The following is a 24,743-nucleotide window of genomic DNA, read 5'->3' on the forward strand; positions in this document are numbered from 1 at the left end:
CATGACCACCGCCACCGCCACCCTGCCCAACCTCACCGCCGGAACCTGGGCCATCGACACCGTCCACTCCACCGTCGGCTTCTCCGTCCGCCACCTCATGGTCAGCAAGGTCCGCGGCACCTTCAACGACTTCACCGGCGCGATCACCGTCGCCGAGGACGGCACCGCCGCCGTCACCGCCGAAATCCAGGTCGCGTCCATCGACACCAAGAACACCGACCGCGACGCCCACATCAAGTCCGCCGACTTCTTCGACGCCGAGCAGTACCCCACCGCCACCTTCACCTCCACCGCGGTCCGCGCCAAGGGCGACGACTACGTGGTCGAAGGCGAATTCACCCTCCACGGCGTCACCCGCCCCGTCGAGCTCGCCCTCGAGTTCAACGGCGTCAACCCCGGCATGGGCAACGGCCCGGTCGCCGGCTTCGAAGCCACCACCGTCCTCAACCGCAAGGACTTCGGCATCACCATCGACATGCCCCTCGAAGGCGGCGGAGCCGTCGTCGGAGACAAGATCACCATCACCCTCGAGATCGAGGCCGGCCTGCAGGCCTGACCCCACCCGCATCACGCGCCCCGTCATCCACCCGGATGGCGGGGCGTTTCGTCGTTAATACGACGCAACACTTTCGATCGACGTGATCCAGGTCATTGTGATCTTGCGCGGGCTCGAGTGACCCTGGCCCCTTCGATAACGGCGACTGCGAAACGAAGGTGACCACATGGGTAGCGACTCCGAACTCTCGTTCGCGCTCGACCTCACGCTGGACGAGGCGCGGCGGCGCACCGCTGTTCTCGAGGCGATCGGCGAGGACTGGGATCCCGTCGCCGTGCTCGCGGAGGAGGAGCGGGCGTACGACATGCTGTACTCCGGTCTCGACCCCGAGCAGCAGCGCATCTACGACGAGCTGGTCCAGGCGGGTGTGCTCCCGGATCGGACGGTGGGCCGTGTTACCGATTGATCCGACCGCGGACTTCTCCCGTCGCGCCTGGTTGCCCTGCCCGGGCTGCGACCACGGCTCGGACTGCGGCGACTGCGGGTCCGGCCGCAACTGCGACCGGCATTGGCAGTACCTGCTGAGCAATCAGGGCACCCACGTCCATCTGCAGTGCCCCGACTGCACCCACCTGTGGAGTATCGACACCCGCCACGGGCGACCTCAGCGGCGACGGAAAGCCGCGTAGGCGCCGGACCGAATCGTGCTCACCCCCGGCTCCGCGGCCTGTCGGCGAGCAGTTGGGTGAGCCGGTGCGCCTGGCGGAGGAGGAGTTCTCCCAATTCTCGGCGACGCTCCTCACGGAACCGGCTCTCCACACCGGTGATGCTCAGCGCCCAGGCCGGTGATCCCTGGGCGTCGAAGACGGCGGCGCCCATCCCCCAGCTGCCCTCGACGAGCAGCCCGGGGTTGACGGCGTACCCGTTCAGTCGTGTCTCCGCGATGCGCTCGGCGATCTCGTCCCGCCTGTGCTGCGTTCCCCACTCGCCGGTGACGTCGGCGCGCGACAGGTAGTCGTCGATGTCGCGGTCCGGCAGGTGGGACAGGATGACCAGACCCGCCGACGCCACCCCGAGCGGTAGGCGGATGCCGACGTACAGCACGTGGGAGCGCAGCGGGAAGCTGCCCTCCTCGCTCGCGATGCAGACCGTTTCGTCGCCGCGGCGGGCGGACAGGAAGACACTCTCGCCGGTCTCGCGGGCCAGATCGCGCAGGACGTCGCGGGATCGGTCCGTGATGTCGTACCGGCTGGCCGCGAGCGAGCCGAGCAGGTACAGCTCGGGTCCCAGCGACCATTTCCCCGACTTCTGGTCGCGGTCCACCAGCCCCTCCTCGGCCAGCGAAACGAGGAGACGGTGCACGGTGGGGCGGGCGAGACCCGTCTCCCGTGCCAGGGCGGACGTCGAGGATCCCGACGATTCGAGGGCGGCGATGGCCCGGAAGAGGGCGCCCACCCGCCGAATGACCTGCGGCCGCTGCGCGTCGTCCATGACCGCAGTATACGTTCACTCAGTGAACGCTCTCCGGCACTACGTTCAAACCGCGAGCACTCTCTCCGAAACCCTTGAAATGCATGAAGCGACCCCTTTTAGTGGAGCAAAGCTCGTCGCACGGAGATGTTCACCAGGTGGACGATGTGATGCGGAAGACGGTATCGCCGGTACGGCGGCCAGGAGAAAGGATGCACATGGGATCGAGAGTGTTCGACACCCCGGAAGAAGCAGTCGCGGACGTGTCCGACGGCGCGTCGATCGCCGTGGGCGGGTTCGGCCTGTGCGGAATCCCCGACTCGCTGATCCGCGCGCTCGCCGACTCCGGTGTCGGGAATCTCGAGGTCTTCTCCAACAACTGCGGTGTGGACGACCACGGACTCGGAATTCTGCTGGGCGCCCGCCAGATTCGGCGTGTCACCGCGTCGTACGTCGGCGAGAACAAGGAATTCGCCCGTCAGTACCTCTCCGGTGAGCTCGAGGTGGAACTGACCCCGCAGGGCACGCTGGCCGAACGCCTTCGGGCGGGCGGAGCGGGCATCCCCGCGTTCTTCACCCCCGCCGGTGTGGGAAGCCCCGTCGCCGACGGCGGACTGCCGTGGCGGTACGCCGCCGACGGTTCCGTCGCGCTCGCGTCGCCCCCGAAGGAGACCCGCGTGTTCGGCGACAAGCGCTACGTTCTCGAACTCGGCATCACCGCCGACTTCGCCCTGGTCCACGCACTGCGGGGCGACACCGTCGGCAACCTGGTATTCGACAAGTCGGCCCTGAACTTCAACCCCCTCGCGGCGATGGCCGGGAAGGTGACCATCGCGCAGGTCGAGGAACTCGTCCCCGCAGGCACCATCGATCCCGCCCAGGTGCATCTGCCCGGAGTCTTCGTTCAACGCATCGTCGAGACCGGCCCCCAGAACAAGCGGATCGAGAAGCGGACAGTCAGCAGCACGGAAGGAGCCACTCGATGACCGGCACCAACGGATGGACACGTGAGCAGATGGCCGCTCGCGCGGCCGCGGAGATGGTCGACGGCGAATACGTCAACCTCGGCATCGGACTGCCGACGCTCATTCCCGGATACCTCGGCACCGACGTCACCGTGACCCTGCATTCGGAGAACGGGATCCTCGGCACCGGCCCCTACCCCACCGACGAGAACGTCGACCCCGACCTGATCAACGCCGGCAAGGAAACGGTCACCGTCAATGCCGGTGCCGCATTCTTCGACTCCGCGCTGTCGTTCGGCATGATCCGCGGCGGCCACATCGACACCGCCGTCCTCGGCGGCATGCAGGTCTCCCGCACCGGCGACCTCGCCAACTGGATGGTCCCCGGAAAGATGGTCAAGGGCATGGGTGGCGCGATGGACCTCGTGCACGGCGCGAGCCGCGTCATCGTCCTCATGGAACACACCGACCGGGACGGCAACCCCAAGATCATCGACGCCTGCACCCTGCCGCTGACCGGCCAGGGCGTCGTCAACCGCATCATCACCAACCTCGCCGTCATCGACGTGGTCGGCGACGGCACCCTCGCTCTCCGTGAGGTCGCTCCCGGCGTCACCGTCGACGAGGTCGTCGCCGCCACCGGAACCCCCCTCGAGATCCGCGAATCCGCACTCGTCTGAGCAACATTCGTCACGACACCAAGGACAATCCCATGACTTCTTCCGCCAGGTCCGTCATCGTCGCCGGAGCCCGGACCCCCGTCGGCCGGCTGACGGGTTCGCTCGCGTCACTCTCCGGATCCGATCTCGGTGGCATCGCCATCAAGGGCGCCCTCGACAAGGCCGGGGTGGCACCGGAACTGGTGGAGTACGTGATCATGGGGCAGGTCCTCACTGCCGGTGCCGGTCAGATCCCGGCCCGGCAGGCCGCGGTCAACGCGGGCATCCCGATGTCGGTGCCTGCCTTGACCGTCAACAAGGTGTGCCTGTCGGGTCTCGACGCCATCGCGCTCGCCGACCAGCTGATCCGCGCCGGCGAATTCGATGTCGTCGTCGCCGGTGGGCAGGAGTCGATGTCCCAGGCGCCGCACCTTCTCCCGAACTCGCGGAGCGGTTTCAAGTACGGCGACACCACCCTCGTCGACCACCTCGCCTATGACGGCCTGTACGACATCTTCACCGAGCAGGCGATGGGTGCGCTCACCGAGGACCGGAACGCGAACACCGACAAGATCGGTCGCGAAGAGCAGGACGCCTTCGCCGCCGCCTCACATCAGCGCGCCGCCGCCGCGTGGAAGAACGGACTCTTCGACGACGAGGTCGTACCCGTCACCATCCCGCAGCGCCGGGGCGAGCCGCTCGTCGTCACCGAGGACGAGGGCGTCCGCGCCGACACCACGGCCGAGTCGCTGTCGAAGCTGCGGCCCGCCTTCAGCAAGAACGGCACCGTCACCGCGGGTTCCGCGTCGCAGATCTCCGACGGCGCGGCCGCCGTCGTGGTGATGAGCAAGGCCAAGGCCGAGGAGCTGGGACTCGAATGGCTCGCCGAGATCGGCGCCCACGGCGTCGTCGCCGGACCGGATTCGACGCTCCAGCAGCAGCCCGCCAATGCCATCGACAAGGCGTGCACCCGTGAGGGACTCGACCCCTCGGCGCTCGATCTCGTCGAGATCAACGAGGCCTTCGCCGCCGTCGGCATCGTGTCGACCCGGCAACTCGGAGTCGACCCGTCGAAGGTCAATGTGAACGGCGGCGCCATCGCCATCGGGCATCCGCTCGGCATGTCGGGGGCACGGGTCGTGCTGCACCTCGCGCTCGAGCTGAAGCGACGCGGTGGTGGAACCGGCGCCGCTGCTCTCTGCGGCGGCGGCGGACAGGGCGACGCCCTGCTTCTCCACGTCCCGGGCGAGTGATCACCATTCACGCACAGTAGGTTTCGCGTCACCACCGGGTCATGATCGGCCCGATGCGAGCGCGGCGACGGCCGGCGCGAACATGGTGGACTTGATGGCACCGAGCGTGCCGGTGTCCTTCCCCGCGAGCGGCGCGATCAGGTCGACAGCGGCGCCGAGGACCGCCCCTTCGGGGGCGGTCCCGTCGACCAGCCCACTCGTCTGCGCGTCGGGGCCGCCGTAGCGGCGGCCGGTGGTCATGGCGGTGATCGCGGTCTGCGGTGTCAGCTTGGCCTGGATCAGCGCGGCCATCCCCGGGGTGAACGGAATGTGGATGTCGACCTCGGGAAAGCAGTAGTACCCACGGTCGGACCGCATCACCCGGTAGTCGTGTGCGATTCCGAGCATGGCACCGGCGCCGAACGCGTGCCCATTGACCGCGGCCACCGTCGGCAACGGGAGCGTCAGAATCCGGCTGAACAGGGCCTGCACGCGCCCGACGTACCAGTCTGCGCGGTCACCGTTGGCCATCAGCCAGTCCAGGTCGAGGCCGTTGGAGTAGAACTTCCCGGTGGCCGTGGTGACCAGGGCCTGCGCGCCGTGGTCGTGGGCGTCGTCGAGGAGCCGGTCGACGGTGTCGAGCCACTCGGGGGAGAAACGATTCTCGTCGTCGCCGAGGTCGAGGACGGCGATCGTGTCCTGGTAGGTCAAGGTGGCGGTCATCGGGAACCTTTCGTGTTGCTGTCGTGACGTTTCCCCGGGGGCGGGGGGTCGAGAGTGAGGACGGCGCGGACCGCCGCCTCCAGGCGCAAGCGCATGGCATCGTCCGGTTTTCGCCGGGCGTGCAGCAGGAGTCCGGTGGGGAGCCCGACGACGCACGCTTCGATCACTTCGACCGCGCGACCGTCCTTGCGCCCCCACAACGCCAGCGCCAATCGGACGAACAGTTCGACGAGGACGGAGTCGAGGCGCGACAATTCGGCGGCGACGTCCTCGGGGACCTCGGAGCCGAGCAGTTCGTCGCGGCGCACGGTGAGAAGGAGCCGCGACGACTGCGGGAATCGCTCGGCGAAGACGGCCGGGGTGTCGGCGGCCGCGACGACGGCGTCCACGGGACCGTGCCCCAGAGCCTCCTCGACCGATTCCTGTTGCAGGTCGAGAAATCGGTGCGCCGCCCGCAACCAGGCGCGCCCGACCAGCCCTCCCCGCGAGCCGAATGCGTGGTAGATGGCGCCGTTGGACATCTCCGTGGCCGCGGCGACCGCACGCAGGGTCACCGCACTGGGTCCGCCATCGACGGCCAGCCGTTCGGCGGCATCGAGCGCGGCGTCGAGGTCGTGGACTCGTGGCCTGGGCATACCGCGAACGATAACAGATCATGCGTTCTATTACTCGTGGGTAGGTAGCGACCGATCGGGCCGCGGGAACCGCCCGATGATTGGCTTGCCGTTGTGCCCCGAGTCACAATGGGTTAGCTTTGTTCGGACATAAACACATTACGTGTTCTGTACATGGAATACGTCGAGGAGATGTTCATGGCCAGCGATCTCACCCGAACTACCGCCCCGTCCCTGCCTGCCGACGCCCCTGGGCGGCACTCGCACAGACTCGGCATCATCGCCGTCGTCGCCACCTTCGGCGGCCTGCTCTTCGGATACGACACCGGAGTCATCAACGGCGCACTCGCACCGCTGAAGGAAGACCTCCAGCTCACCTCGTTCACCGAGGGCCTGGTGGTGAGCATCCTGATCTTCGGTGCCGCGATCGGCGCTCTCATCGGCGGACGGATGTCCGACCGGTTCGGACGCCGGCACAACATCCTGGTGCTCGCGATCATCTTCATGATCGGGACGATCGGCTGCGTGCTGTCCCCGACGTGGGAGGTGCTCGCACTGTTCCGCTTCATCCTCGGCCTCGCCGTCGGCGGCGCATCCGCGACCGTGCCCGTCTACCTCTCCGAGATCTCCCCCACCGAACGACGCGGCAGCGTGGTCTCCCGCAACGAGGTCATGATCGTCGTCGGACAGTTCGCCGCATTCGTGATCAACGCCATCATCTTCAACATCTGGGGCGAGCACGAGAACGTCTGGCGCTTCATGCTTCTGGTCGCCGTCATTCCGGCCATCTTCCTGTTCGCCGGAATGCTGCGGATGCCGGAGAGCCCGCGCTGGCTGATGTCGCAGGACCGGCACGACGAAGCGCTCGCCGTGCTTCTCCAGGTTCGGTCCCCGGAGCGGGCACGTGCCGAGTTGGAGGAAGTTCGGGCACTCGCAGAGGAAGAGAAGCTCTCACAGACCGGCGGGGCCGCCGACCTGTCGGTGAAGTGGATCCGCCGCCTCATCTTCATCGGCGTCGGCCTCGGAGTGTTCCAGCAGGCCACCGGCATCAACTCGGTGATGTACTACGGCACCCAGCTGCTCGGCGACGCCGGATTCTCCTCCAACGCCGCCATCGTCGCGAACACCCTCAACGGTCTGTTCAGCGTGCTCGGCGTCCTCACCGGCGTCGCCCTGATCAACCGGATCGACCGTCGGAAGATGCTCATCGGCGGCTTCACCCTCACCACCACGTTCCACGTGCTCGTCGGCCTGTCCGCGTTCCTGCTGCCCGACGGCACGCTCAAGGCATACCTGATCCTGACGTTCGTGGTGCTGTTCGTCTTCTCGATGCAGGCCACGATCGGCCCCCTGGTGTGGCTGATGCTGTCGGAGATCTTCCCGCTGAAGATCCGCAGCTTCGCCATCGGTGTCTGCATCTTCGCGCTGTGGATCGCCAATGCGGTTGTCGCGCTGCTCTTCCCGCCCGTCGTGGCCGCACTGGGAATCGGTGCGACGTTCTTCATCTTCGCCGGCCTCGGCGTGTTGGCACTCGTCTTCATCAAAACCCAGGTTCCGGAAACCCGTGGCCGCTCCCTCGAGGAACTCGAAGACCAGTTCCGGCGCGACTACTCGTGACAGTCGCCGCACCGTGTCCCCTGAAAGGTTGATCCCATGACAGTGCTCGTAGCCGTAACCGACTCCTCCGAAGGATCGCACGCTCTCCTGGCCGGCAAGAAGGAAGCCGCGATGCTGGGTGCCGACCTCCTGGTGGTGAACCTCTCCCTCACCGAACCCGAAGAGGTGCACACTCTCGCCGACGACGGCGTGACCGTCCTCGACCGGATCGGCCGTGGAGACCGCGATCCCGCGACCGCCGTGCTCGACCTGCTCGACGAACGACCCGACATCGAACGCCTCGTGATCGGCGTCAAACGCCGCAGCGCGGTCGGCAAGGCGCTGCTCGGCAGCGTGAGCCAGCGCCTCATCCTGCAGTCCCCGATCCCCGTCCTCGCGGTCAAAACCCCTCAGTAGGAGCCGAGTTGAGCAAGCAAGAGAGCCTGCGCCTGGTCGCGGGCATGGTCGGCGGCGGGCAGGGCGCCGACATCGGCAAGACCCACCGTTACGCGATGCGCCTCGACGACCGGTACGACCTGCAGGCGGGGGTCTTCGGGCGAGACGGCGCATCGTCGGTGCGGATCGCCGAGAGCCTCGGTGTTCCGGCAGATCGCACCTATCGCGACTACCGGGAGATGGCGGAACGGGAATCCGCACGCGAGGACGGCGTCGACGTGGTCGCCGTGACCACGCCGAACGACAGCCACTTCGACATCGCGCGCACGTTCCTGGAGGCGGGCATCTCGGTGGTGTGCGAAAAGCCCCTCACGCGCGACTCGGCATCGGCTGCGGAACTCGTCGCGATCGCCGAGTCCTCCGGCGCGATTCTCGCCGTCCCGCACTGCTATTCGGCGTACGCGATGATCCGGCAGGCGGCCCGGATGGTGCGCGACGGCGACCTCGGCCGGATCCGATTCGCCGCGGTCGAGCACGCGTCCGGTTGGGCCGCGGCACCCGTCGAACTCGGCGAGCACCGGCAGGCACGCTGGCGCACCGATCCCGGCGTCGCGGGATTCCCCAGCGTCGTCGGCGATCTCGGCACCCACGCCTTCCACCTCCTGCGGTACATCACCGGACTCGAAGCCACCAGGGTGTCGGCCGAACTGGACACCCTCGTTCCCGGGCGGCGGGTGTTCGACAACGCCACCGTTCGCCTCACCCTCTCCAACGGGGCACCCGCGACACTGTGGGCGAGCATGGCCGCCACCGGCAACGAGCACGGCCTGCGCATCCGGGTGTTCGGCGACACCGCGAGCATCGAATGGCGGCACGAGGACCCCCAGCACCTGACGGTGCGCGACCTCGACGGTGGCACGACGATCCTCGCGCAGGGGATGCGCACGCTGTCCGAGGACGCCGGCCGGCTCACCCGTCCCGGCCTGGGACACCCCGAAGGCTTCCTCGAGGCGTTCGCGAACTTCTACCGTGATCTCGCGGACGAACTCCGCGCCCGCCGCGACGACACCCCCACCACCGTCCGCGATCTGTCCTTCCCCACCGGACGCGACGGGCTGATCGGCGTGCAGTTCGTCGAGGCGACGGCCGCCTCGCATGCCGCCGACTCCGCCTGGGTGGTTCCCGCTTTCGCACACGACAAGGTCGGTATCTGACATGCAGCGTTTCGCCCTCATCGGAGCCGGATTCATCGGCGGTGTGCACGGCGCGAACCTCGCCGCGCACCCCGACGTCGACCTGGCTTTCGTCTTCGACATCGACCTCGCTCGCGCGACGGACCTCGCCAAGCGGCACGGCAGCCGTGCGACGACCGATCTCGCGGAGGTCTTCGACCCCACGGCAATCGACGCCGTCTTCATCGCGTCGTCCACCGACACCCACGCCGAGCACCTTCGCACCTCGGCGACGGCGGGGATCCCGGCCCTGTGCGAGAAACCGATCGACCTCGATCTCGCGCGCGCCGTCGACATCGTGCGCTTCGCCGAGACCCGATCGCTGCCGGCGATGGTCGATTTCAACCGCCGCTTCGACCGCGACTACGCCGAACTGCAGCGGGTGGTCACGTCCGGTGAGATCGGTTCGGTCGAGCTGATCCAGATGACCAGCCGCGGTCCGGCGATGCCGCCGCTCGAGTACGTCGCGGTCTCGGGTGGGCAGATGCGTGACCAGACCGTCCACTTCTTCGACCTGGCCCGGTGGATCTCCGGGCTCGACCCCGAGTCCGTCTTCGCGACCGGTTCCACGCTCGCCGAACCCCGCCTCGCCGAGTACGGCGACGTCGACACGTCGGCAGTCATCCTGCGTCTGCCCGGCGGCGCGCTCGTCCAGATCGACTGCACCCGGCGGATCGGCTACGGCTACGACGAACGCATCGAGGTGCTCGGTTCGACCGGCATGGTCGAGGCGCGACGGCAGCGCGCCGGATCCGTTTCCCGTTACAGCGCCGGCCGCGTGATCGACGACGGCTTGCACGCGGGATGGTTCGAACGGATCAGAGGCAGCTACCGCACCGCGCTCGACCACTTCGTCGACGCGCTGGAAAACGGTGCCGCCATCGGCCCGACCCTGGCGGAGGCGCTGAAGGCGCAGGCGATCGCCGAAGCCGCGACGCGCTCACTCACCAGCGGCCGGATGGAACCGATCGAGTACCCGGCCTGAACCCGGTCACACCGGGTCACCGAGCACGACGACGTCGGCGCGGGCGCGGCCGGGCGCGACCAACGCGGTGTTGCGTTCGTCGCTGCGCCGCACCCACTCTCGCGCATCGTCGGGCGACTTGCCGAACCGGATGTGCCGCTCGACGAGCCGGGTGACGCGCTCCTCGTCGTCCGGCGCGAGGAACCATGCCTCGTCGAGCAGGTCGCGCACCCTCGCCCACGGCTGCTCGTCGAGGAGCAGGTAGTTGCCCTCGGTGATCACCAGCGGCACGTCCGGCGGGACGGCGATCGACCCGGCGAAGGACTCCTCGACGTCGCGGTGGAACTCCGGGGCGTACACCGTCTCGCCGCCGGGTTCACGCAGCCGGCGCAGCAGCGCCACGTAGCCGGCGGCGTCGAACGTGTCGGGTGCGCCCTTGCGGCCGGCCCGGCCGAGGCGGACCAGTTCCGCACCCGCCAGGTGGAATCCATCCATCGGCACCACCACCGCGGACGGTCCCAGCGCCGCGAGCACTGCCGCGGCAACGGTGCTCTTGCCCGAGCCGGGCGGTCCGGCGATACCGAGAATCCGGCGCGTGCCCGGCTCGGCGAGCGCCCGGGCGCGCGCAACGAGTCCGTCGAGTCGACCGTCGTCCATAGGAAGACCGTAGTCCGGACACTCCGCGGCGCACGCACGCGGCGCCCGATGTCACAGCGGGTCAGTCGGATTGGACCGCTGTGACATTGGGCGATCGGTGGATGACGTCCGGACGTGTGCCGACAGCTGATTACCCGTGCGAAGTCTGGCCTGTGGCGGTCAGTCGCCTACCGAGATGTTTGGGTGTGCGCAGCACGAGCGATCTGTCTTCGATGATCACGTCGGGGCAGTGCTGTTCGATGACCGTTTCCAGCTTGCGGACCTCGTCGAGATTTCGGAGCCACATCGCCATGATGATGCTGTACGGACCGATGGTGGGGGCGAGGAGCCGGACGTCGCTGAGAGTCGCCAGCCGGTCGAGTACCTGATCCATCGATCGCGCCGGCGACTTCAGGAAGTACCAGGCGTATGCCGGCCGCCCGGAGTGCCGCCGTGCGACTTCCGTGCGAATCACGGCGCGACCCGAGGCGAGCAGGCTGTTCATCGATGCACGCGTGCTGTCGACGCTCAGCGACAGTCGCGACGCGATCTCGGTCGCGGGCAGGCGGCCGTCGGTGGCGAGTTCGCGGAGGATCTCGGCTTCGTCCCTCGGATGAGCCCGCAGTCGCCGAGGCGCCGGGGCGCTGCCGGCGAGTTGTTGCACGGCGGCAGCTTCCGTGGAGTCCAGCGCACGGAGTCTCCAGCTGCGGGCGTCGGTGTGGATGCCGGTGAGCACGTGTGTGGTCATGTCCGAGATGCCGTCGAGCGATCCCATGCGTTCGAGGAGATAGTCGCTCAGCTGCTCGTGGTCCTCGAATGCGGTGGTGACGAGCAGGTCGCGGCCGCCGGTCGTCAGGTCGATGGTGATGGCTTCGCGGTCGCGCCCGATCTCGTCCGCCACCGCGCGGGTGCGGCCGGGCGGGCATTTCAGCTCGATGAGGGCAAGCACGCGTTCCGCGGTGGCCGGGTATGCGGTGACCCAGGCCAGCCCCTCGGACTGCAGCCGGGACCACCGACGGGCGATCGTGACGGCGTCCACTCCGAGGACGGGCGCCAGCGCGGTCCACGGGGCCCGCGGCGCGATTTGGAGCGCATGGATCAGACGCCGGTCCTCCTCCGACAGGATCGTGTCTCTCGCGTCGATCATGTCCTGCGAATCCTCCCGCTGCCGGGTCCTGCCGGTCGTCCGCCCCGGAAGGGCATTACTCCTGCAATATTAGGCGCGTAGATCCTGCATTCTGCACAAACTTTCCGTTCTGTGCCGGTATCCGGCGACTCGGATGGTGCGCTGACCCTCATGCGCCATCATTCCCGCAGCTCGTATGCATGAATCCTGCGTGCCTATATCGGCACTACACCTCGTAGGGGCAACAATCATGAAGGTCATTCCTGCGCCCGCGGTCCGTCGGACAGCATCGGGTCCGCTTCGACGGGAAGTGTGGCTACCGGCCGTCCTCGCACTCGTGATCGTGTCGGCGTTCCAGGCCGTCGGCGTCTGGAAGATCAACCTCGGCCCGGCCGCGATCGCCGTGTACCCGATGGTGTGGGCGCTCCTCGCCGGCGGGTTCGTCTCGGCGCAGCGGCGGTGGCCTCTCACGCCGCGGATGTGGGCCGTCGCCGAGTCACTCATGGCGGTGGGTGTCTCACTCCTGGTCGCCCGGTTGAGCCTCACGCTCGGTCCCAACATCGACGTGCTGTTCGACGCCGGCCCCGCTCTGCTGTTGCAGGAGGTAGGCCACCTCGTCGGGACCGTCGCCATCGCCCTTCCCCTCGCGGTGGCGCTGCGGATGGGGCGCGCGACGGTCGGAGCCACGTTCTCGATCGATCGGGAAGCATCCTTCGCCATCGTGGGCGATCGGTTCGGGGTGAAATCGGACGAATATCGCGGTGTGCTGTCGATGTACGTCTTCGGGACGATGTTCGGCGCCGTCATCGTTGCGTTGATCGCCTCGTTGACCTCGTCGTTGGGCATCTTCGACCCGCTGGCGCTGGCGATGGGCGCCGGCGTCGGTTCGGGATCGATGATGGCGGCCGGTGCCGCGGCCATCTCCGCGGCTCACCCGGAGGTGGGCGAACAGGTCCTGGCGCTGGCGGCCACCTCGAATCTCATCACCATGATCCTCGGCGTCTACGTCGGTGTCTGGATCGCCCTTCCGCTGGCAGATCGCCTCTACCGGTTGCTCACCCGTTCTGCGTCCCGCCCCGTCGCCGTATCGGGCGAGCGCACCGAATCCTCACCGGACGTCGACGCGACCGACCCCGCCGAGACGCACGCTGCACCCTTCGGCGACGACGACGTGAAGGTCACCGTTCCGCTCTACCTGAGCGTCCCGATCGTCGCCGCGATCTGCGTCGCCGCCGCAACGATCGCCGCCGGCGAGCTGACCACCAGCATTCCGATCGGTTTCACCCTCATCGTCGGACTCATGCTGGTCGCGACCGCACTGTCGCATCTGACCCGCGGCAAGATCACCGCGGTCATCTGGGCCAGCGTGCTCGGCGTGTCCGTATCGGGTCCCTGGTTTCCCGGATCGGCGTGGATCGTCCACAACACCGAATCGATCGATTTCATGTCGATGTGCGCGGTGGTGCTGGGATTCGCCGGATTGGCTGTGGGAAAGAACCTCCCCGCGCTCCGGATGATCGGGTGGAAGATCGTTCCCGTCGGATTCGCCGCGATCTTCGCCTCCTTCGTGCTGTCGACCCTCATCGCCGAGTTCGCGCTCGGATTCTGGCGGTGACTCGCACGCCGAACCCCCTTCGCGAACGCGATGACACAGCAGTACACCCCCGACGACTGGAAGGTCGATCACCGATGACGCGAGTCGACGACATCACCACCGCATCCGAAACGAACCGGCTCCTGAAGAAAACGGCCGCGCACACCATCACCGAGGAGCGTGGGCGAATCATCACGCTCAGCCGCGACATTCACGCACAACCCGAGCTCGCCTTCGCCGAACACTACGCGTGCGAACGCATCTCCACGGAGCTCGAGTCGGCAGGATTCGACGTCACCACGGGCGCGTACGACGTCGAGACCTCGTTCGAGGCGGTGTACGGCAGCGGCGACTTCCGCGTCGTATTGTGCGCGGAGTACGACGCGCTGCCGGGGATCGGACATGCCTGCGGCCACAACATCATCGCCGCCATCTCCGTGGGCGCGGCCCTCGCCCTGAGGCCGATTGCAGACGATCTCGGCGTGCAACTCGTGGTCCTGGGTACCCCCGCCGAGGAGCACGGTGGCGGGAAGATCGCGTTGATGCGCGCGGGAGCATTCGAATCGGCCGTGATGTCGGCGATGGTCCATCCGTCGAACAGCGACACCCAGGTGCGCACGTCGCAGATCGTCATGCAGTGTGTCGACCGTTTCGTCGTGGAGTTCACCGGCCGGGCCGCCCATGCCGCAGCAGCACCGCACGAGGCCGTCAATGCCGGCGCCGCCGCGACTCTCGCACAGGTCGCCATCGGTCTACTGCGCCAGCAGTTGCGTGACGGGATCCGCGTCGCATCGATCACGTCCGAAGCCGGCACGGTGACGAACATCGTCCCCGGGTACGCGCGCCTCGACATCGAAGTCCGGTCGCAGAACCTGGAGGAGATGATCGACGCCAAACAGCGGGTGCTGGCCTGCCTCGAAGGCGCCGCCATCGCAACGGGCTGCTCCTGGGAGCACGGGCGCACCGAACCCCGATACCTCAGCATCCGCCAAGATCCGCTCCTCGCGCAGGCGTGGGACGCGAACATCGAACTGTCCGGACTTCCCGTGGCGGACAGGCACGACGGGTCGGGCGGTTCGACGGACATGGGCAACGTCTCCCGGGTCGTTCCCAGCATTCACCCGATGATCAAGCTCGATGGTGCAGCAGGTCCGCCGCACACCGTGGAGTTCGAACGAGCGGCCGGTTCCGACGCGGGCGACGACTGCGCCATCACGGGGGCGACCGCACTCGCGTGGACGATCGTCGACGTCGCGTCGGATCCGGGCACGCGCGAACACCTGCTGCGCCGCGCCGCCGAACGTCCCGCGGGCGCCACGATGGTCGACCACGACGACGACGCCCGGGCCGCCGCCCATCTCGCGGAGTAGAGGTGTGGTGACCAGCGTCTTCGATCTGTTCTCGGTCGGAATCGGTCCGTCGAGCTCGCACACCGTCGGCCCGATGAAGGCAGGCTCGATGTTCGTCGACGAGGTGAAGAACTCCGGCCTCGGCACGGTCTCCCGACTCGAAGTCGACCTGTACGGCTCGCTCGCCGCGACCGGCCGTGGGCACGGGACCCTCGGGGCGGTGCTCCTCGGCCTCGAGGGGAATGCACCCGACACCATCGACCCCACATACGCACGGTCGCGGGTCGCCGAGATCGAGGCCGGCTCTCCACTGCGGTTGAGCCCGGACTGCGAATTACGCTTCACCACTTCCGATATCGCGCTACACCTGCACGACGCCGGCAAACGACATCCGAACACCCTGCGATTCACGGCCCACTCGGACATCCCGCACGGCGACACGGCACAACCCGGCCACACGGCGACGTACTACTCGGTCGGCGGAGGATTCGTCGAGCGCGACGGCGCACCCCTCGTCCAAACTCCCTCGGTCCCCTGGCCGTTCGCCACGGCAGGCGAACTACTCGACATCTGCGTTCGCGAGCGCCTCGCGATCAGTGACGTGATGTGGCAGAACGAGTGCGCGACCCGCTCCCCCGACCACGTGCGGAGACATCTGCTCGAAGTCTGGAACGTGATGAGCGAGTCCATCCGTCACGGCTTCCACACCCGCGGCCGCCTGCCCGGTGGGCTGGGAGTCGAGCGCCGCGCACCCGGCCTGTACGAGCGGATACGGCTGATCGGCACCGACCACTCGGTGTCGATGGACTGGCTCAACGCGGCCGCAATGGCCGTCAACGAGGAGAATGCCGGCGGCGGACGCGTCGTCACCGCACCCACCAACGGCGCCGCCGGCGTGATACCGGCCGTGCTCAACTGGGCACTGCGGTTCGTCGCCACGGTCGGCACAGGCGATGAACGCGACAACGCAATCGTCCGTTTCCTGCTCACATCCGGCGCCATCGCATCACTCATCAAGGGCCGGGCGTCGATCTCGGGCGCCGAGATGGGCTGCCAAGGCGAGGTCGGGTCTGCCTGTTCCATGGCTGCCGCCGCCCTCACCGACATGCTCGGCGGCACACCGGCACAGGTCGAGAACGCCGCCGAGATCGCGATCGAACACAACCTCGGCCTCACCTGCGACCCGGTCGGTGGACTCGTTCAGATTCCGTGCATCGAACGGAACGCGGTCGCCGCCGTGAAGGCGGTCAACGCCGCAAAGATCGCGCTGCACGGCGACGGGACGCACCGAGTGACCCTCGACCAGGCCATCGAAACCATGCGCCAGACCGGCGTGGACATGCTGTCGAAGTACAAGGAGACGTCGCTGGGCGGATTGGCTGTCAACGTCACGGAATGCTAGGTGCACTCAGGATCGACGGTGGTCAGATCACCGTTCCGACGTCGCGGGCGACCAGGTGGTCCAGGGCGCGTTCGGCGACCGCGGCGATGGTCATCGACGGGTTGCAGGCCGCGGTGTTGCCGGGCATCAGAGCACCGTCGAGCACATACAGACCGCGCTGGCCGAGCACCCGGCCTTCGAGATCGCACACTGAGCCCATCGACGCCCCACCGAGCGGATGCCAGGTGGAGGGGAACAGCGCGTTGGTGTCCGTGAGTAGGCTTCCCGGCCCGGCGATCTTCCGCACCATCGGATCGATGCGGCCGTTCTGGATGACGGCGTCGCCTTCCTTCGGCCAGCGCAGTACCGCGTCGTCGGTGGCCGAGTCGTACACGAAACTCCCACGGCCTTCGCTGACGCCGTATCCGACGAGCATGGTGCTGCGTGCGTCGAGGGACAGTGGTGGCATCGACGCCTGGATGACCGTGACGGCGGTGGCGGGGTCGTCCCAGTTCAAACTGCCGTAGACGACCGGGCCGCCCTGCGGAGCGCCGAATTCTTCGTCGAGGCTCGTCCAGACATAGATTCGGTCGGCGTTGGTTCCCCAACCGGTTCCGAGTCCGTCCGGCAGATCCGGGATCCGACCCGTCGCCGCCGCGCGCACCAGCAACTTGGTGGTGCCCAGGCTGCCGGCGGCCATCACCAGGGCATTCGTGGTGAGGATCTTGTTCTCGAGCACGTTGCCGGACGTATCGATCCGGTCGACGTACACGGTCCAGCAACCGTCCGGGGCGCGTTCGACGTCGGTGACCTGGTGCAGGGTTTCCACCGTCACCCGGCCGGTCGCTTCCGCCGCAGCGATGTAGGTGACGTCGACCGAGTGCTTGCCGCCGTTGTTGACCCCGAGGGCGCCGTCGCCGTTGGTGTACGAGGGTTTCATGCGGCCGCGGAGTTCGTCGAGCGCGAAGTTCCAGTCGATCGGCATCGGGATCTTCGACACGGGCAGTCCCGCTCGCTGCACGTTCTGTGCAAACACCCTCGCGGCCTGGTAATTCGGGCTGTCGATCAACTCGTCGGGGGCGACGGCGAGCCGCAACATCCGCGCGACCCGCGGGTAGTGAACCCGGTCCATCGTGGCCCAGTCGAGCGCTTCGGGCAGGTGCGTGTTGAAGACGGCCTCGGCCGGTTGCAACGTCATCCCCTGGTAGACGAGGGAACCACCGCCGACGCCGGCGGCACACAGTGCGGTCATGTTGTCGCCGGGCACCGCCTCGAGCAGACCGGTGTACGGCTCCAGCGCCACCGGCTCACCGAACAGTTGCGGACTGGACCGGTACCAGAGGATGCGCTTGTCCGGGGCGGTCGCACGGGGAAAGGTGTCCGCGTCCGGCCCTGTGGGCCAGCGTATTCCACGCTCGAGCACCAGAACGGGCACGCCCGCCTCCGCGAGCCGGAGCGCCGCGACGCCGCCGCCGAACCCCGACCCGACGACGATGACCCGGTGATCTTCGCGGGTGAGCGGCACGGTAGTCCGGCGGCCTCCGGTCCCGGCCTGCGCGATGCGCGGACTCGCCAACGCGACGCCCGCGGCAGCGGCCCCGGCCAGAAAGGAGCGGCGATTGAGTGCAGACACAGATTTCCCCCAGATCACAGACGGACTCACTCGGCGAGATGTCGAAAGATCAGCGTGGAGCATTTCTCTTAGGCGAGCTCAAACTAGACACTCTGAGCGAGATGTGTCAAGAAGTAACTGTGACTGCCGTTACGAGCTGGACGGCATCGCCGGCGACAGCCAGCGGGTGAGAAACCGGCGAAGGTCGTCGTCGGTGTGAACGGCGTCGTCGTCGAAGAGGACGACCGACAGCGCCAGCCGAAGTGCGATCTCGACGATATCGTCCAGGCTCGACTCCACGCCGGGATCGCGCTCGACGAGGGGCTCGAGCAGTTCGCGCGCTACGGGTTTCGCGCGGGACATCATGCCCGTGTCGAAAACAGGGTTTCCCCGTTCCGCCTGCAGCAGGGTAGCCAGCACCGGATGCGCGCGCACCGCGGCCCGGCCCGCGACGATGAGTTCGACGACGTACTCGCACGTTGTGTCGGTCGCGTTCGAGCGGGAGTGGATCCCGCCCAGCACCTCGACGGCGAGACCGGCGATCGCCTGCGACACCAGTTCTTCGCGCGACCCGAAGTTGGAGTACACGGTCTGCCGCGTGACGCCCGCACCCTGCGCCGCCGCCGCGATGGTGACCCCCTCGAAACCGTCACTCGCGACCAAGTCGAGCGTGGCGTCCAAGATCTTCCTCCGCGACCGCATGCGACCATTATCGATCACGATCCCGAAGGGCCAGCACCCTCGCTATTCGTGTTGCGGATAGGCCCGTTTCAATTGCGTCTCGTCGGCTCGCCCGCAGCCGAATTCGCCGATGACTTCCCAGAGTCGTTCCGTGAATCGAGTTGGGCACATCCCGAAGTTGACGAGGGTCTCCCCCTCCGGGGGACCGCCGAATGGCGCCCAGGTTCGGGCGAAGTCGAGGATGTCGTCGACCTCTTTGCCCGGTCTCGGCTGTCGGGCGCGGTGTCGTTCGGCTTCTCGTCGTCGGTCGCGCCACCGGCGGTAGCGCCGGACGTCCACCTCGAACTGATCGGATTGCTGCGAAGGCACTTCTAGGTGGCCTTGCCGCGCGGGATGGGACTGGTGCTCACTTCTCCGGGTGGGACCGAGGGTTCGGCGTCCACGTCGGTGGTTCCCAGCCGGGCATAGAGATCCGGGTGGCGTCGCGCGAGCCGCGCACCGAGCGCCAGCCCGATCGCCAGGCTTACCGGTGTCACGGCGACGAGGACCGCGTTCACGGCGGGTCCTGCTGCAGTGAGCAAGTCCATCTTCGCCACGATCAACCACGTCGCGTAGGTCAACATGGCGAGGGCGGCTGCGGGGGCTACCCGCACCCTCCACACCGAATGCCCGCGGCGATCCCGCCAGAAGAATGCGAGAACGGCGGCGGCGGCCATGGCCTGGAGTACGACGATGCCGACGACGCCGGGCGAATTCACCCAGAGCAGGAGCTGAAGGTAGGGGTCGGCGCCGGCGAGCGCGAATCCGACGATCACGACCATCGCAAGCAGACTCTGCACGGCGCTCGCCACGTACGGCGACTTGTAGACCGGGTGCAGTGTGCCGAGGACCCGCGGCAGTACGTGCTCGCGCGACAGCGCGAAGGCGTAGCGGGTGATCGCGTTGTGGAACGCAAGCAGGCTGGCGAGGATGCTCGTGATGATCAGCAGTTCCATGAGCGTGCTCGCCCAGCCGCCGACGTAGTTCTCGATGGCGTCGAAGTACATTGCGGCGGGATCGGAGGCTGCGAGCGCGAGCGCCTGATCCGGGCCGTAGGCCTGGATGATGATCCACACCATGAAGGCGTAGAAGAGGCCGAGGAATGCAACCGCCAGGTAGGTCGCCCGGGGGATCGTCCGGGAGGGATCTTTCGCTTCCTCCCGATACAGGGCGGTCGCTTCGAACCCGATGAACGCGGCGAACGCCAGGGTCAGCACCCCACCCAGGCCGGGACTGAAGACGTGGGCGGGAGCGAACGACTCGACGCCGAGCCCCTCGGCGCCGCCCCGGAGAAGGACGGCGGCCGCGAGCAGGACGAGGATCCCCGTCTCAGCGGAGAGCAGCAGGATCAGGAACCGGGCGCCGACATGGACCGATCGCGACCGATCGCGACCCCAGGAACCAGACGAGCCCGACGCCGATCAGCGACCACAGTCCCCACGGAAGATTCAGTCCGACCAGATCCGCCATGGTGGACTGGGTGAAATACCCGAGGGCGCCGAAGATCCCGATCTCGAGGGCATTGTAGGAGACGAGGGCGAGTACCGCGGCCGCGAGGCCCCAGCGGGGGCCGAGTCCGATCGAGATGTACGAGTAGAACGCCCCCGCGTTGTGGATGTACTTGCTCATCGCGGTGAAGCCGATCGCGAACACGCCCAGCGCGAGTCCGGCCAGGATGTACCCGCCGGGCGCCCCGATGCCCGCGACGTTCAGGGCCAGGGGAGCCACCCCCGCCATCACCAGCAGCGGCGCGGCGGCCGCCACGACGAAGAACACGATGCCGGAGGTGCCGAGGGCGCCGCCTTCCAGCTGCGTGCCGGAGGCGGGTCCGGGTGCGGATTTCTTCATGAGGGACGTCTCCAGTCAGGGCAAGGGCGCGGCGGCGGGGAAACCCGGGGGCGCGGATACGCGACGAGGTTCTAATCGAATGTGTTTCGATTAGACTAGAACGTTGTGACCGGCGCCACAAGGGCATAATCGAATGAATTTCGATTGGAGAGGTGGGTGCACCGATGGGCAGACCTCGCGTCGCACGCCTGGACCGCGAACGCATCGCGGAGGCGGCGCTCGAACTGGTCGATCGTGACGGCGACTTCAGGATGCCGGATCTGGCCCGGCACCTGAATGTGCAGGTGTCGTCGATCTATCACCATGCCAAAGGCCGCGCGGCCGTCGTCGAACTGGTTCGCCACCGCGTCGTCCGGGAAATCGACGGATCGGCCTTCGAGCGCCTGCCCTGGGACGAGGCCTTCTCGGAATGGGCCCGGTCCTATCGGGCAGCGTTCAGCAGGCACCCCACCGCCATCCGCCTCCTGGCCACCGAGACGGTGCGCGATCCCGGCTCGCTCTCGGTGTACCACTCGGCGGCGGCCGGACTGCGCGACGCCGGCTTCCCGGACGACCACATCATGGCCGTCATCACCGCCGCGGAGAATTTTCTCCTCGGGGCCGCCCTGGACGCGGCCGCGCCGGAGGTCATGATCGAAGCGGATTCGACGACGACCGACGACGCCCTGACGCGGGCCCTTGCCGCCGCACCCCGCGGCCCGGCGAGGGCCGAGCAGGCGTTCGAACTCGGCCTGGCGGCCCTGCTGGCGGGCTTTCACAACCTCCTGCAGGAATGCGGCGCGGTGCAGCGGTAGCGCCGAACCTCAGTGAACCTGCGTGCCGCCTAACCAGGTTCGGGTCACGGCAAGCTCACTGAGCGCCTGCGTGGACGACAGGTCGTAGGGGTCGACCGGCAGCTGGATCATGTCGGCCCGCATTCCCGGCCGGAGGCAGCCCCACAGGTTCTCCTCGAATCCCTGATAGGCGACGCCGGCCGAATACGCGGCGAGGGCTCGTTCGAGGCCGACGCGTTCGCGCGGCAGCCATCCTTCCGTCGGTACGCCGGACGGGGTCTGGCGGTGAATCGCGGTGGCAATTCCCTTGATCGGCTCGTAGGCGGTGATGGGCCAGTCACTGCCGAAGGCCACCCGTGCACCTCGTTCGGTGAGGGTTCCGATGCGATACTGCTGCGCGCTTCGTTCGGCCCCGATCCGCGGAATCGTCAATTCCGTCATCAGGGCGTCGAGTTGGGCCCACAGCGGCTGGAAGTTGGCGACCGCCCCGAGGGACGTGAACCGGTCGAGGTCGTCACCGTCGACCAACTGCAGATGTGCGATCGTGGCGCGCCGATCACGCGGACCGTTGCTGCGGTCGACGTGCTCGATCGCATCGAGCGCCATGCGCACCCCGGCGTCGCCGATGGCATGGATGTGGATCTGGAACCCGAGCCGGTCCACTTCGGCCGCAGCCCGAGACAGTTCGTCCGTCGTCCAGTTGCTGATGCCGTGGGAGTGCGGACAGTCCGTGTAGGGCGCGAGAAGCGCCGCCGTACCGGCCTCGATCACCCCGTCGGCGAAGAACTTGACCGTTCCCGCCCTGACCGCGTCGCCGCCGCGTTCCTCGACCTTCCGCCGCGCCAGGACGAAGGCCTCCCGGTCGGCCTCCCAGCTCTCCGGGGTGGCACGAAACGCGAGGTTGGCACGGGTCGACAGCCTCCCGCGGTCCGCGGCGGTCAGCCAGACCTCGACGTCGTCGAGTTCGGTCCACGCATCCTGCACCCACGTGATGCCCGCGGCGGCAAGCATCTTCGACACCGTCGCCAGCGCATCGACCCGGTCGTCGAGGGTCACCTCCGGCACCAGTGCGAGAACCGGATTGATCGCACCCCATTCACGCAGAGTGCCGAGCAGCTCACCGTCGGCGGTTCGGACGATCTCCCCGCCTGCCGGGTCCGGGGTGTCCCGAGTCAGTCCGGCACACCGCAGCGCCGCACTGTTGACCCACGCGGTGTGATGGTCCATCGTGCGCAGGACCACCGGCCGGTCCGGCACCACACTGTCGAGCCACCGGGCCTCGAAGCGCCCGCCCTCGGCGAGCGTCGGAGAGACACCGTCCCCGAATACGCAAGCGGCTCCGAGATTCTCGTCCGCCCATCGGCGCACCTCGCGCAGGACCTCGTCGACGGTTCCGCAGTCGCGGATCGAGGCACCGCGCAATCCGAGCCCGCCCATCAGCGGGTGGACGTGCCCGTCGCCGAACGACGGCAACAACGCGCCCCCACGCAGGTCGATCAGTTCGGTGCGGCTCGACTGCAGGGCACGAGCCCGCTCCCCCAGCGCGACCACGCGGCCGCCGGCCACGGCAAGCGCGTCGGTGACCGGCCGGTCGGGATCACCGGTGCGCACCGTGCCTCCAACGACGAGCAGTTCGGCGTCCACGGCACCTCCTCAAATTAATCGAATATGATTCGATTAAGCTAGGTCGTGCTCGGGCCTGCGTCAAGAGTTGCCCGGTCGCGGGGCGGAAACGGAGAGTTCATCCGCCCTCTTGCGAATCGTAGACCGGTCGTATACAACTGGCGTACGGCCTTTTCGTGATCGGCTTCACAGTCGGATGAGGCAAGAAAAAAAGCGGGCTCGGCAGCTGTTGGAGCAGCCACCGAGCCCCGGCAGCACCATCTGCGCGACCGTTCGAGTCGCCTACTTGGAGGTAGGCGCAAGGACGTGCAGCTCGTCACGTAGCGACGATTCGACCTAGGAGTCGACTATGGCAACCGCCAACAACAAATCTATCAATCGCAGACCCCACACCAGCCTGCCCGTCATTGCAGGTTCGAGCCTCGCCGGTACCGCAGTCGAGTGGTACGACTTCTTCCTGTACGGAACAGCGGCGGCGCTGGTGTTCAACAAGCTGTTCTTCCCCACCGAGGATCCCCTGGTGGGAACCATGCTCGCGTTCGCCACCTACGCGGTCGGCTTCGTGGCGCGTCCCCTCGGTGCCGCGGTGCTCGGGCACTACGGGGACGTCAAAGGCCGGCGGGCCACCCTGATCGCCAGCCTGATGCTGATGGGAGTGTCGACCTTCCTCATCGCCTTCCTGCCCACGTACGCGTCCATCGGCGTCGCCGCACCGTTGATCCTGGTGCTTCTGCGGCTGGTGCAGGGCTTCGCCCTCGGTGGCGAATGGGGTGGCGCAGTCCTGCTGGTCTCCGAACACGGCGATTCGAAGAGACGGGCGTTCTGGTCCGCCTGGCCGAATCTCGGTCCGCCGCTGGGCAACCTGCTGGCGGCCGGGGTGCTCGCAGTCCTCGGGTCCACGCTGTCGGAGGACGCGTTCCTGTCCTGGGGTTGGCGGATCGCCTTCGGGCTGTCGGCCCTGCTGGTGATCATCGGTCTGGTGCTGCGGCTGTACGTCGCGGAGACCCCGCTGTTCGAGCAGTCCCGGGACACCGCGACCGCCGAGAAGAAGGGCATGCCGCTCGCCGCGGCCGTCCGGGGACACTGGCGCCAGATCCTCCTCGCGGCCTTCACCCGCTTCGGCGAGAACGCCGGCTTCTACATCTTCTCGCTGTTCGTCATCACCTACATCACCCAGATCCTCGAACTCGAGCGCAGCACCGGGTTGAACGCCGTCATGATCGGCATGGTCGTCGCCCTGGTGACGATCCCGATGTTCGCCGTGCTCGCCGACCGGATCGGCCGGCGACCGATCTACATCGCCGCGTCCGCCGCCACCATCGTGTGGGCGTTCGTGTTCTTCGCGCTGCTGGACACGAAGAATCCGGCGGCGATCACCCTCGCGGTGTCGGTGGGGTTGCTGATCTTCGCGGCCTACAGCGCAGTGATCGGCGCGTTCTTCTCCGAACTGTTTCCCACCGAGGTCCGGTACTCCGGGGTGTCGCTGGCCTACAACCTCGCGTCCGTCCTGGCCGGCTCGCTGGCCCCGATCATCGCGATCGCGCTCTACACCCGGTTCGGCACCGGATACGCCATCGGTGCCTATCTTGCCGCCATGGGAGTCATCTCCCTGATCGCCTCACTCCTCGCGCGGGAAACGCAGTCCGTGGATCTCGCGGCCGTGGGCGACGAGGCCATCTCCCGGACACCGGAAACACCGGCGTCCGTCCACAACTGACTCTCCTCGAAGGGGCA

Annotated in this window: 25 protein-coding genes; 14 read left to right on the top strand and 11 right to left on the bottom strand. The window is 67.6% G+C overall.

What is annotated here, in order from left to right:
• The first annotated feature begins 1 nt into the window (after position 1).
• Both ACNJ7E_RS16730 and ACNJ7E_RS16735 read left to right on the top strand, forming a co-directional pair.
• Positions 2 to 556, top strand: coding sequence for a YceI family protein (locus ACNJ7E_RS16730; protein WP_009476977.1), 555 nt, complete (start codon positions 2 to 4; stop codon positions 554 to 556).
• A gap of 166 nt (positions 557 to 722) precedes the next feature.
• Entirely contained in the window at positions 723 to 962 is a 240-nt protein-coding gene (locus ACNJ7E_RS16735; protein ID WP_005237803.1) for a DUF6400 family protein, read from the top strand.
• Positions 963 to 1,204: 242 nt separating this feature from the next.
• On the opposite strand, the gene ACNJ7E_RS16740 is transcribed toward ACNJ7E_RS16735, so the two are convergent.
• Entirely contained in the window at positions 1,205 to 1,987 is a 783-nt protein-coding gene (locus ACNJ7E_RS16740) for an IclR family transcriptional regulator (protein ID WP_009476976.1), read from the bottom strand.
• Between the two features lie 197 nt (positions 1,988 to 2,184).
• Between ACNJ7E_RS16740 and ACNJ7E_RS16745 the strand changes: the two genes are divergently transcribed.
• Genes ACNJ7E_RS16745 through ACNJ7E_RS16755 form a run of 3 tightly spaced genes read left to right on the top strand, consistent with a single transcriptional unit; the run spans position 2,185 to position 4,843 of the window.
• Positions 2,185 to 2,952, top strand: coding sequence for a CoA transferase subunit A (locus ACNJ7E_RS16745; protein ID WP_009476975.1), 768 nt, complete (start codon positions 2,185 to 2,187; stop codon positions 2,950 to 2,952).
• Entirely contained in the window at positions 2,949 to 3,611 is a 663-nt protein-coding gene (locus tag ACNJ7E_RS16750) for a 3-oxoacid CoA-transferase subunit B (protein WP_005260718.1), read from the top strand. The genes ACNJ7E_RS16745 and ACNJ7E_RS16750 overlap by 4 nt, the downstream gene beginning before the upstream one ends.
• Positions 3,612 to 3,643: 32 nt before the next feature.
• Entirely contained in the window at positions 3,644 to 4,843 is a 1,200-nt protein-coding gene (locus tag ACNJ7E_RS16755; RefSeq protein WP_105414646.1) for an acetyl-CoA C-acetyltransferase, read from the top strand.
• A 39-nt stretch (positions 4,844 to 4,882) separates the two neighbouring features.
• On the opposite strand, the gene ACNJ7E_RS16760 is transcribed toward ACNJ7E_RS16755, so the two are convergent.
• Positions 4,883 to 5,545 (bottom strand): enoyl-CoA hydratase/isomerase family protein, encoded by a 663-nt coding sequence (locus tag ACNJ7E_RS16760; protein ID WP_009476973.1) that lies wholly within the window; start codon positions 5,543 to 5,545, stop codon positions 4,883 to 4,885.
• Positions 5,542 to 6,180: a TetR family transcriptional regulator gene (locus ACNJ7E_RS16765; protein ID WP_009476972.1), complete on the bottom strand. Its 639-nt coding sequence runs from the start codon at positions 6,178 to 6,180 to the stop codon at positions 5,542 to 5,544. Before ACNJ7E_RS16765 ends, ACNJ7E_RS16760 begins: the two co-directional genes overlap by 4 nt.
• 153 nt (positions 6,181 to 6,333) lie before the next feature.
• Here ACNJ7E_RS16765 and ACNJ7E_RS16770 point away from each other — a divergent pair, with 153 nt between their 5' ends.
• The 4 genes from ACNJ7E_RS16770 to ACNJ7E_RS16785 are packed head-to-tail and all read left to right on the top strand — an operon-like array spanning position 6,334 to position 10,368.
• The gene (locus ACNJ7E_RS16770; RefSeq protein ID WP_280782732.1) at positions 6,334 to 7,776 is read left to right on the top strand and encodes a sugar porter family MFS transporter; all 1,443 of its coding nucleotides are present in this window, start codon (positions 6,334 to 6,336) and stop codon (positions 7,774 to 7,776) included.
• 36 nt (positions 7,777 to 7,812) lie between these two features.
• On the top strand, positions 7,813 to 8,172 hold the full coding sequence (locus tag ACNJ7E_RS16775; protein ID WP_009476970.1) for a universal stress protein: 360 nt from the start codon (positions 7,813 to 7,815) through the stop codon (positions 8,170 to 8,172).
• 8 nt (positions 8,173 to 8,180) lie between these two features.
• A complete protein-coding gene (locus ACNJ7E_RS16780) occupies positions 8,181 to 9,365 on the top strand; it encodes a Gfo/Idh/MocA family protein (RefSeq protein ID WP_418340474.1) in 1,185 nt (394 codons plus the stop codon).
• A gap of 1 nt (position 9,366) precedes the next feature.
• Positions 9,367 to 10,368, top strand: a complete 1,002-nt coding sequence (locus tag ACNJ7E_RS16785) for a Gfo/Idh/MocA family protein (RefSeq protein ID WP_418340475.1) — start codon at positions 9,367 to 9,369, stop codon at positions 10,366 to 10,368.
• 6 nt (positions 10,369 to 10,374) lie between these two features.
• Here the strand turns inward: ACNJ7E_RS16785 and ACNJ7E_RS16790 are convergent, their stop codons facing one another.
• Together ACNJ7E_RS16790 and ACNJ7E_RS16795 are read right to left on the bottom strand one after the other, a co-directional pair.
• On the bottom strand, positions 10,375 to 11,004 hold the full coding sequence (locus ACNJ7E_RS16790) for a nucleoside/nucleotide kinase family protein (RefSeq protein ID WP_418340476.1): 630 nt from the start codon (positions 11,002 to 11,004) through the stop codon (positions 10,375 to 10,377).
• Positions 11,005 to 11,134: 130 nt separating this feature from the next.
• A complete protein-coding gene (locus ACNJ7E_RS16795; RefSeq protein WP_418340477.1) occupies positions 11,135 to 12,130 on the bottom strand; it encodes an Lrp/AsnC family transcriptional regulator in 996 nt (331 codons plus the stop codon).
• A gap of 229 nt (positions 12,131 to 12,359) precedes the next feature.
• On the opposite strand from ACNJ7E_RS16795, the gene ACNJ7E_RS16800 reads away from it, so the two are divergent.
• The 3 genes from ACNJ7E_RS16800 (at position 12,360) to ACNJ7E_RS16810 (ending at position 16,454) form a co-directional block, all read left to right on the top strand.
• A complete protein-coding gene (locus ACNJ7E_RS16800; RefSeq protein ID WP_280782737.1) occupies positions 12,360 to 13,724 on the top strand; it encodes a DUF3100 domain-containing protein in 1,365 nt (454 codons plus the stop codon).
• Between the two features lie 74 nt (positions 13,725 to 13,798).
• Positions 13,799 to 15,073 carry an amidohydrolase gene (locus ACNJ7E_RS16805; RefSeq protein WP_418340478.1) on the top strand — a complete coding sequence of 425 codons (1,275 nt, stop codon included), beginning with the start codon at positions 13,799 to 13,801 and terminating at the stop codon, positions 15,071 to 15,073.
• A 4-nt stretch (positions 15,074 to 15,077) separates the two neighbouring features.
• Positions 15,078 to 16,454, top strand: a complete 1,377-nt coding sequence (locus ACNJ7E_RS16810; protein ID WP_418340479.1) for an L-serine ammonia-lyase — start codon at positions 15,078 to 15,080, stop codon at positions 16,452 to 16,454.
• Between the two features lie 22 nt (positions 16,455 to 16,476).
• Here ACNJ7E_RS16810 and ACNJ7E_RS16815 read toward each other — a convergent pair whose 3' ends face one another.
• The 5 genes from ACNJ7E_RS16815 to ACNJ7E_RS16835 all read right to left on the bottom strand — a co-directional run bounded on the left by ACNJ7E_RS16815 (position 16,477) and on the right by ACNJ7E_RS16835 (position 20,613).
• Positions 16,477 to 18,066, bottom strand: coding sequence for a GMC oxidoreductase (locus ACNJ7E_RS16815; RefSeq protein ID WP_418340480.1), 1,590 nt, complete (start codon positions 18,064 to 18,066; stop codon positions 16,477 to 16,479).
• 129 nt (positions 18,067 to 18,195) lie between these two features.
• Entirely contained in the window at positions 18,196 to 18,747 is a 552-nt protein-coding gene (locus tag ACNJ7E_RS16820) for a TetR/AcrR family transcriptional regulator (protein WP_418340481.1), read from the bottom strand.
• A gap of 42 nt (positions 18,748 to 18,789) precedes the next feature.
• Positions 18,790 to 19,095 carry a hypothetical protein gene (locus ACNJ7E_RS16825; RefSeq protein WP_280782742.1) on the bottom strand — a complete coding sequence of 102 codons (306 nt, stop codon included), beginning with the start codon at positions 19,093 to 19,095 and terminating at the stop codon, positions 18,790 to 18,792.
• Between the two features lie 2 nt (positions 19,096 to 19,097).
• On the bottom strand, positions 19,098 to 20,117 hold the full coding sequence (locus ACNJ7E_RS16830) for an APC family permease (RefSeq protein WP_418340558.1): 1,020 nt from the start codon (positions 20,115 to 20,117) through the stop codon (positions 19,098 to 19,100).
• The gene (locus ACNJ7E_RS16835; RefSeq protein ID WP_418340482.1) at positions 20,095 to 20,613 is read right to left on the bottom strand and encodes an APC family permease; all 519 of its coding nucleotides are present in this window, start codon (positions 20,611 to 20,613) and stop codon (positions 20,095 to 20,097) included. Before ACNJ7E_RS16835 ends, ACNJ7E_RS16830 begins: the two co-directional genes overlap by 23 nt.
• Before the next feature lie 164 nt (positions 20,614 to 20,777).
• Between ACNJ7E_RS16835 and ACNJ7E_RS16840 the strand changes: the two genes are divergently transcribed.
• Complete coding sequence (locus ACNJ7E_RS16840; RefSeq protein ID WP_418340483.1) at positions 20,778 to 21,407, top strand: TetR/AcrR family transcriptional regulator; 630 nt, start codon at positions 20,778 to 20,780, stop codon at positions 21,405 to 21,407.
• 9 nt (positions 21,408 to 21,416) lie between these two features.
• Here the strand turns inward: ACNJ7E_RS16840 and ACNJ7E_RS16845 are convergent, their stop codons facing one another.
• Positions 21,417 to 23,030, bottom strand: coding sequence for an amidohydrolase (locus tag ACNJ7E_RS16845; RefSeq protein WP_418340484.1), 1,614 nt, complete (start codon positions 23,028 to 23,030; stop codon positions 21,417 to 21,419).
• A gap of 328 nt (positions 23,031 to 23,358) precedes the next feature.
• Here ACNJ7E_RS16845 and ACNJ7E_RS16850 point away from each other — a divergent pair, with 328 nt between their 5' ends.
• On the top strand, positions 23,359 to 24,726 hold the full coding sequence (locus ACNJ7E_RS16850; protein ID WP_280782746.1) for an MFS transporter: 1,368 nt from the start codon (positions 23,359 to 23,361) through the stop codon (positions 24,724 to 24,726).
• Positions 24,727 to 24,743: the final 17 nt, after the last annotated feature.

It is taken from the genome of Rhodococcus mengyinensis (assembly GCF_048381435.1).
GTDB lineage: Bacteria > Actinomycetota > Actinomycetes > Mycobacteriales > Mycobacteriaceae > Rhodococcus_F > Rhodococcus_F opacus_D.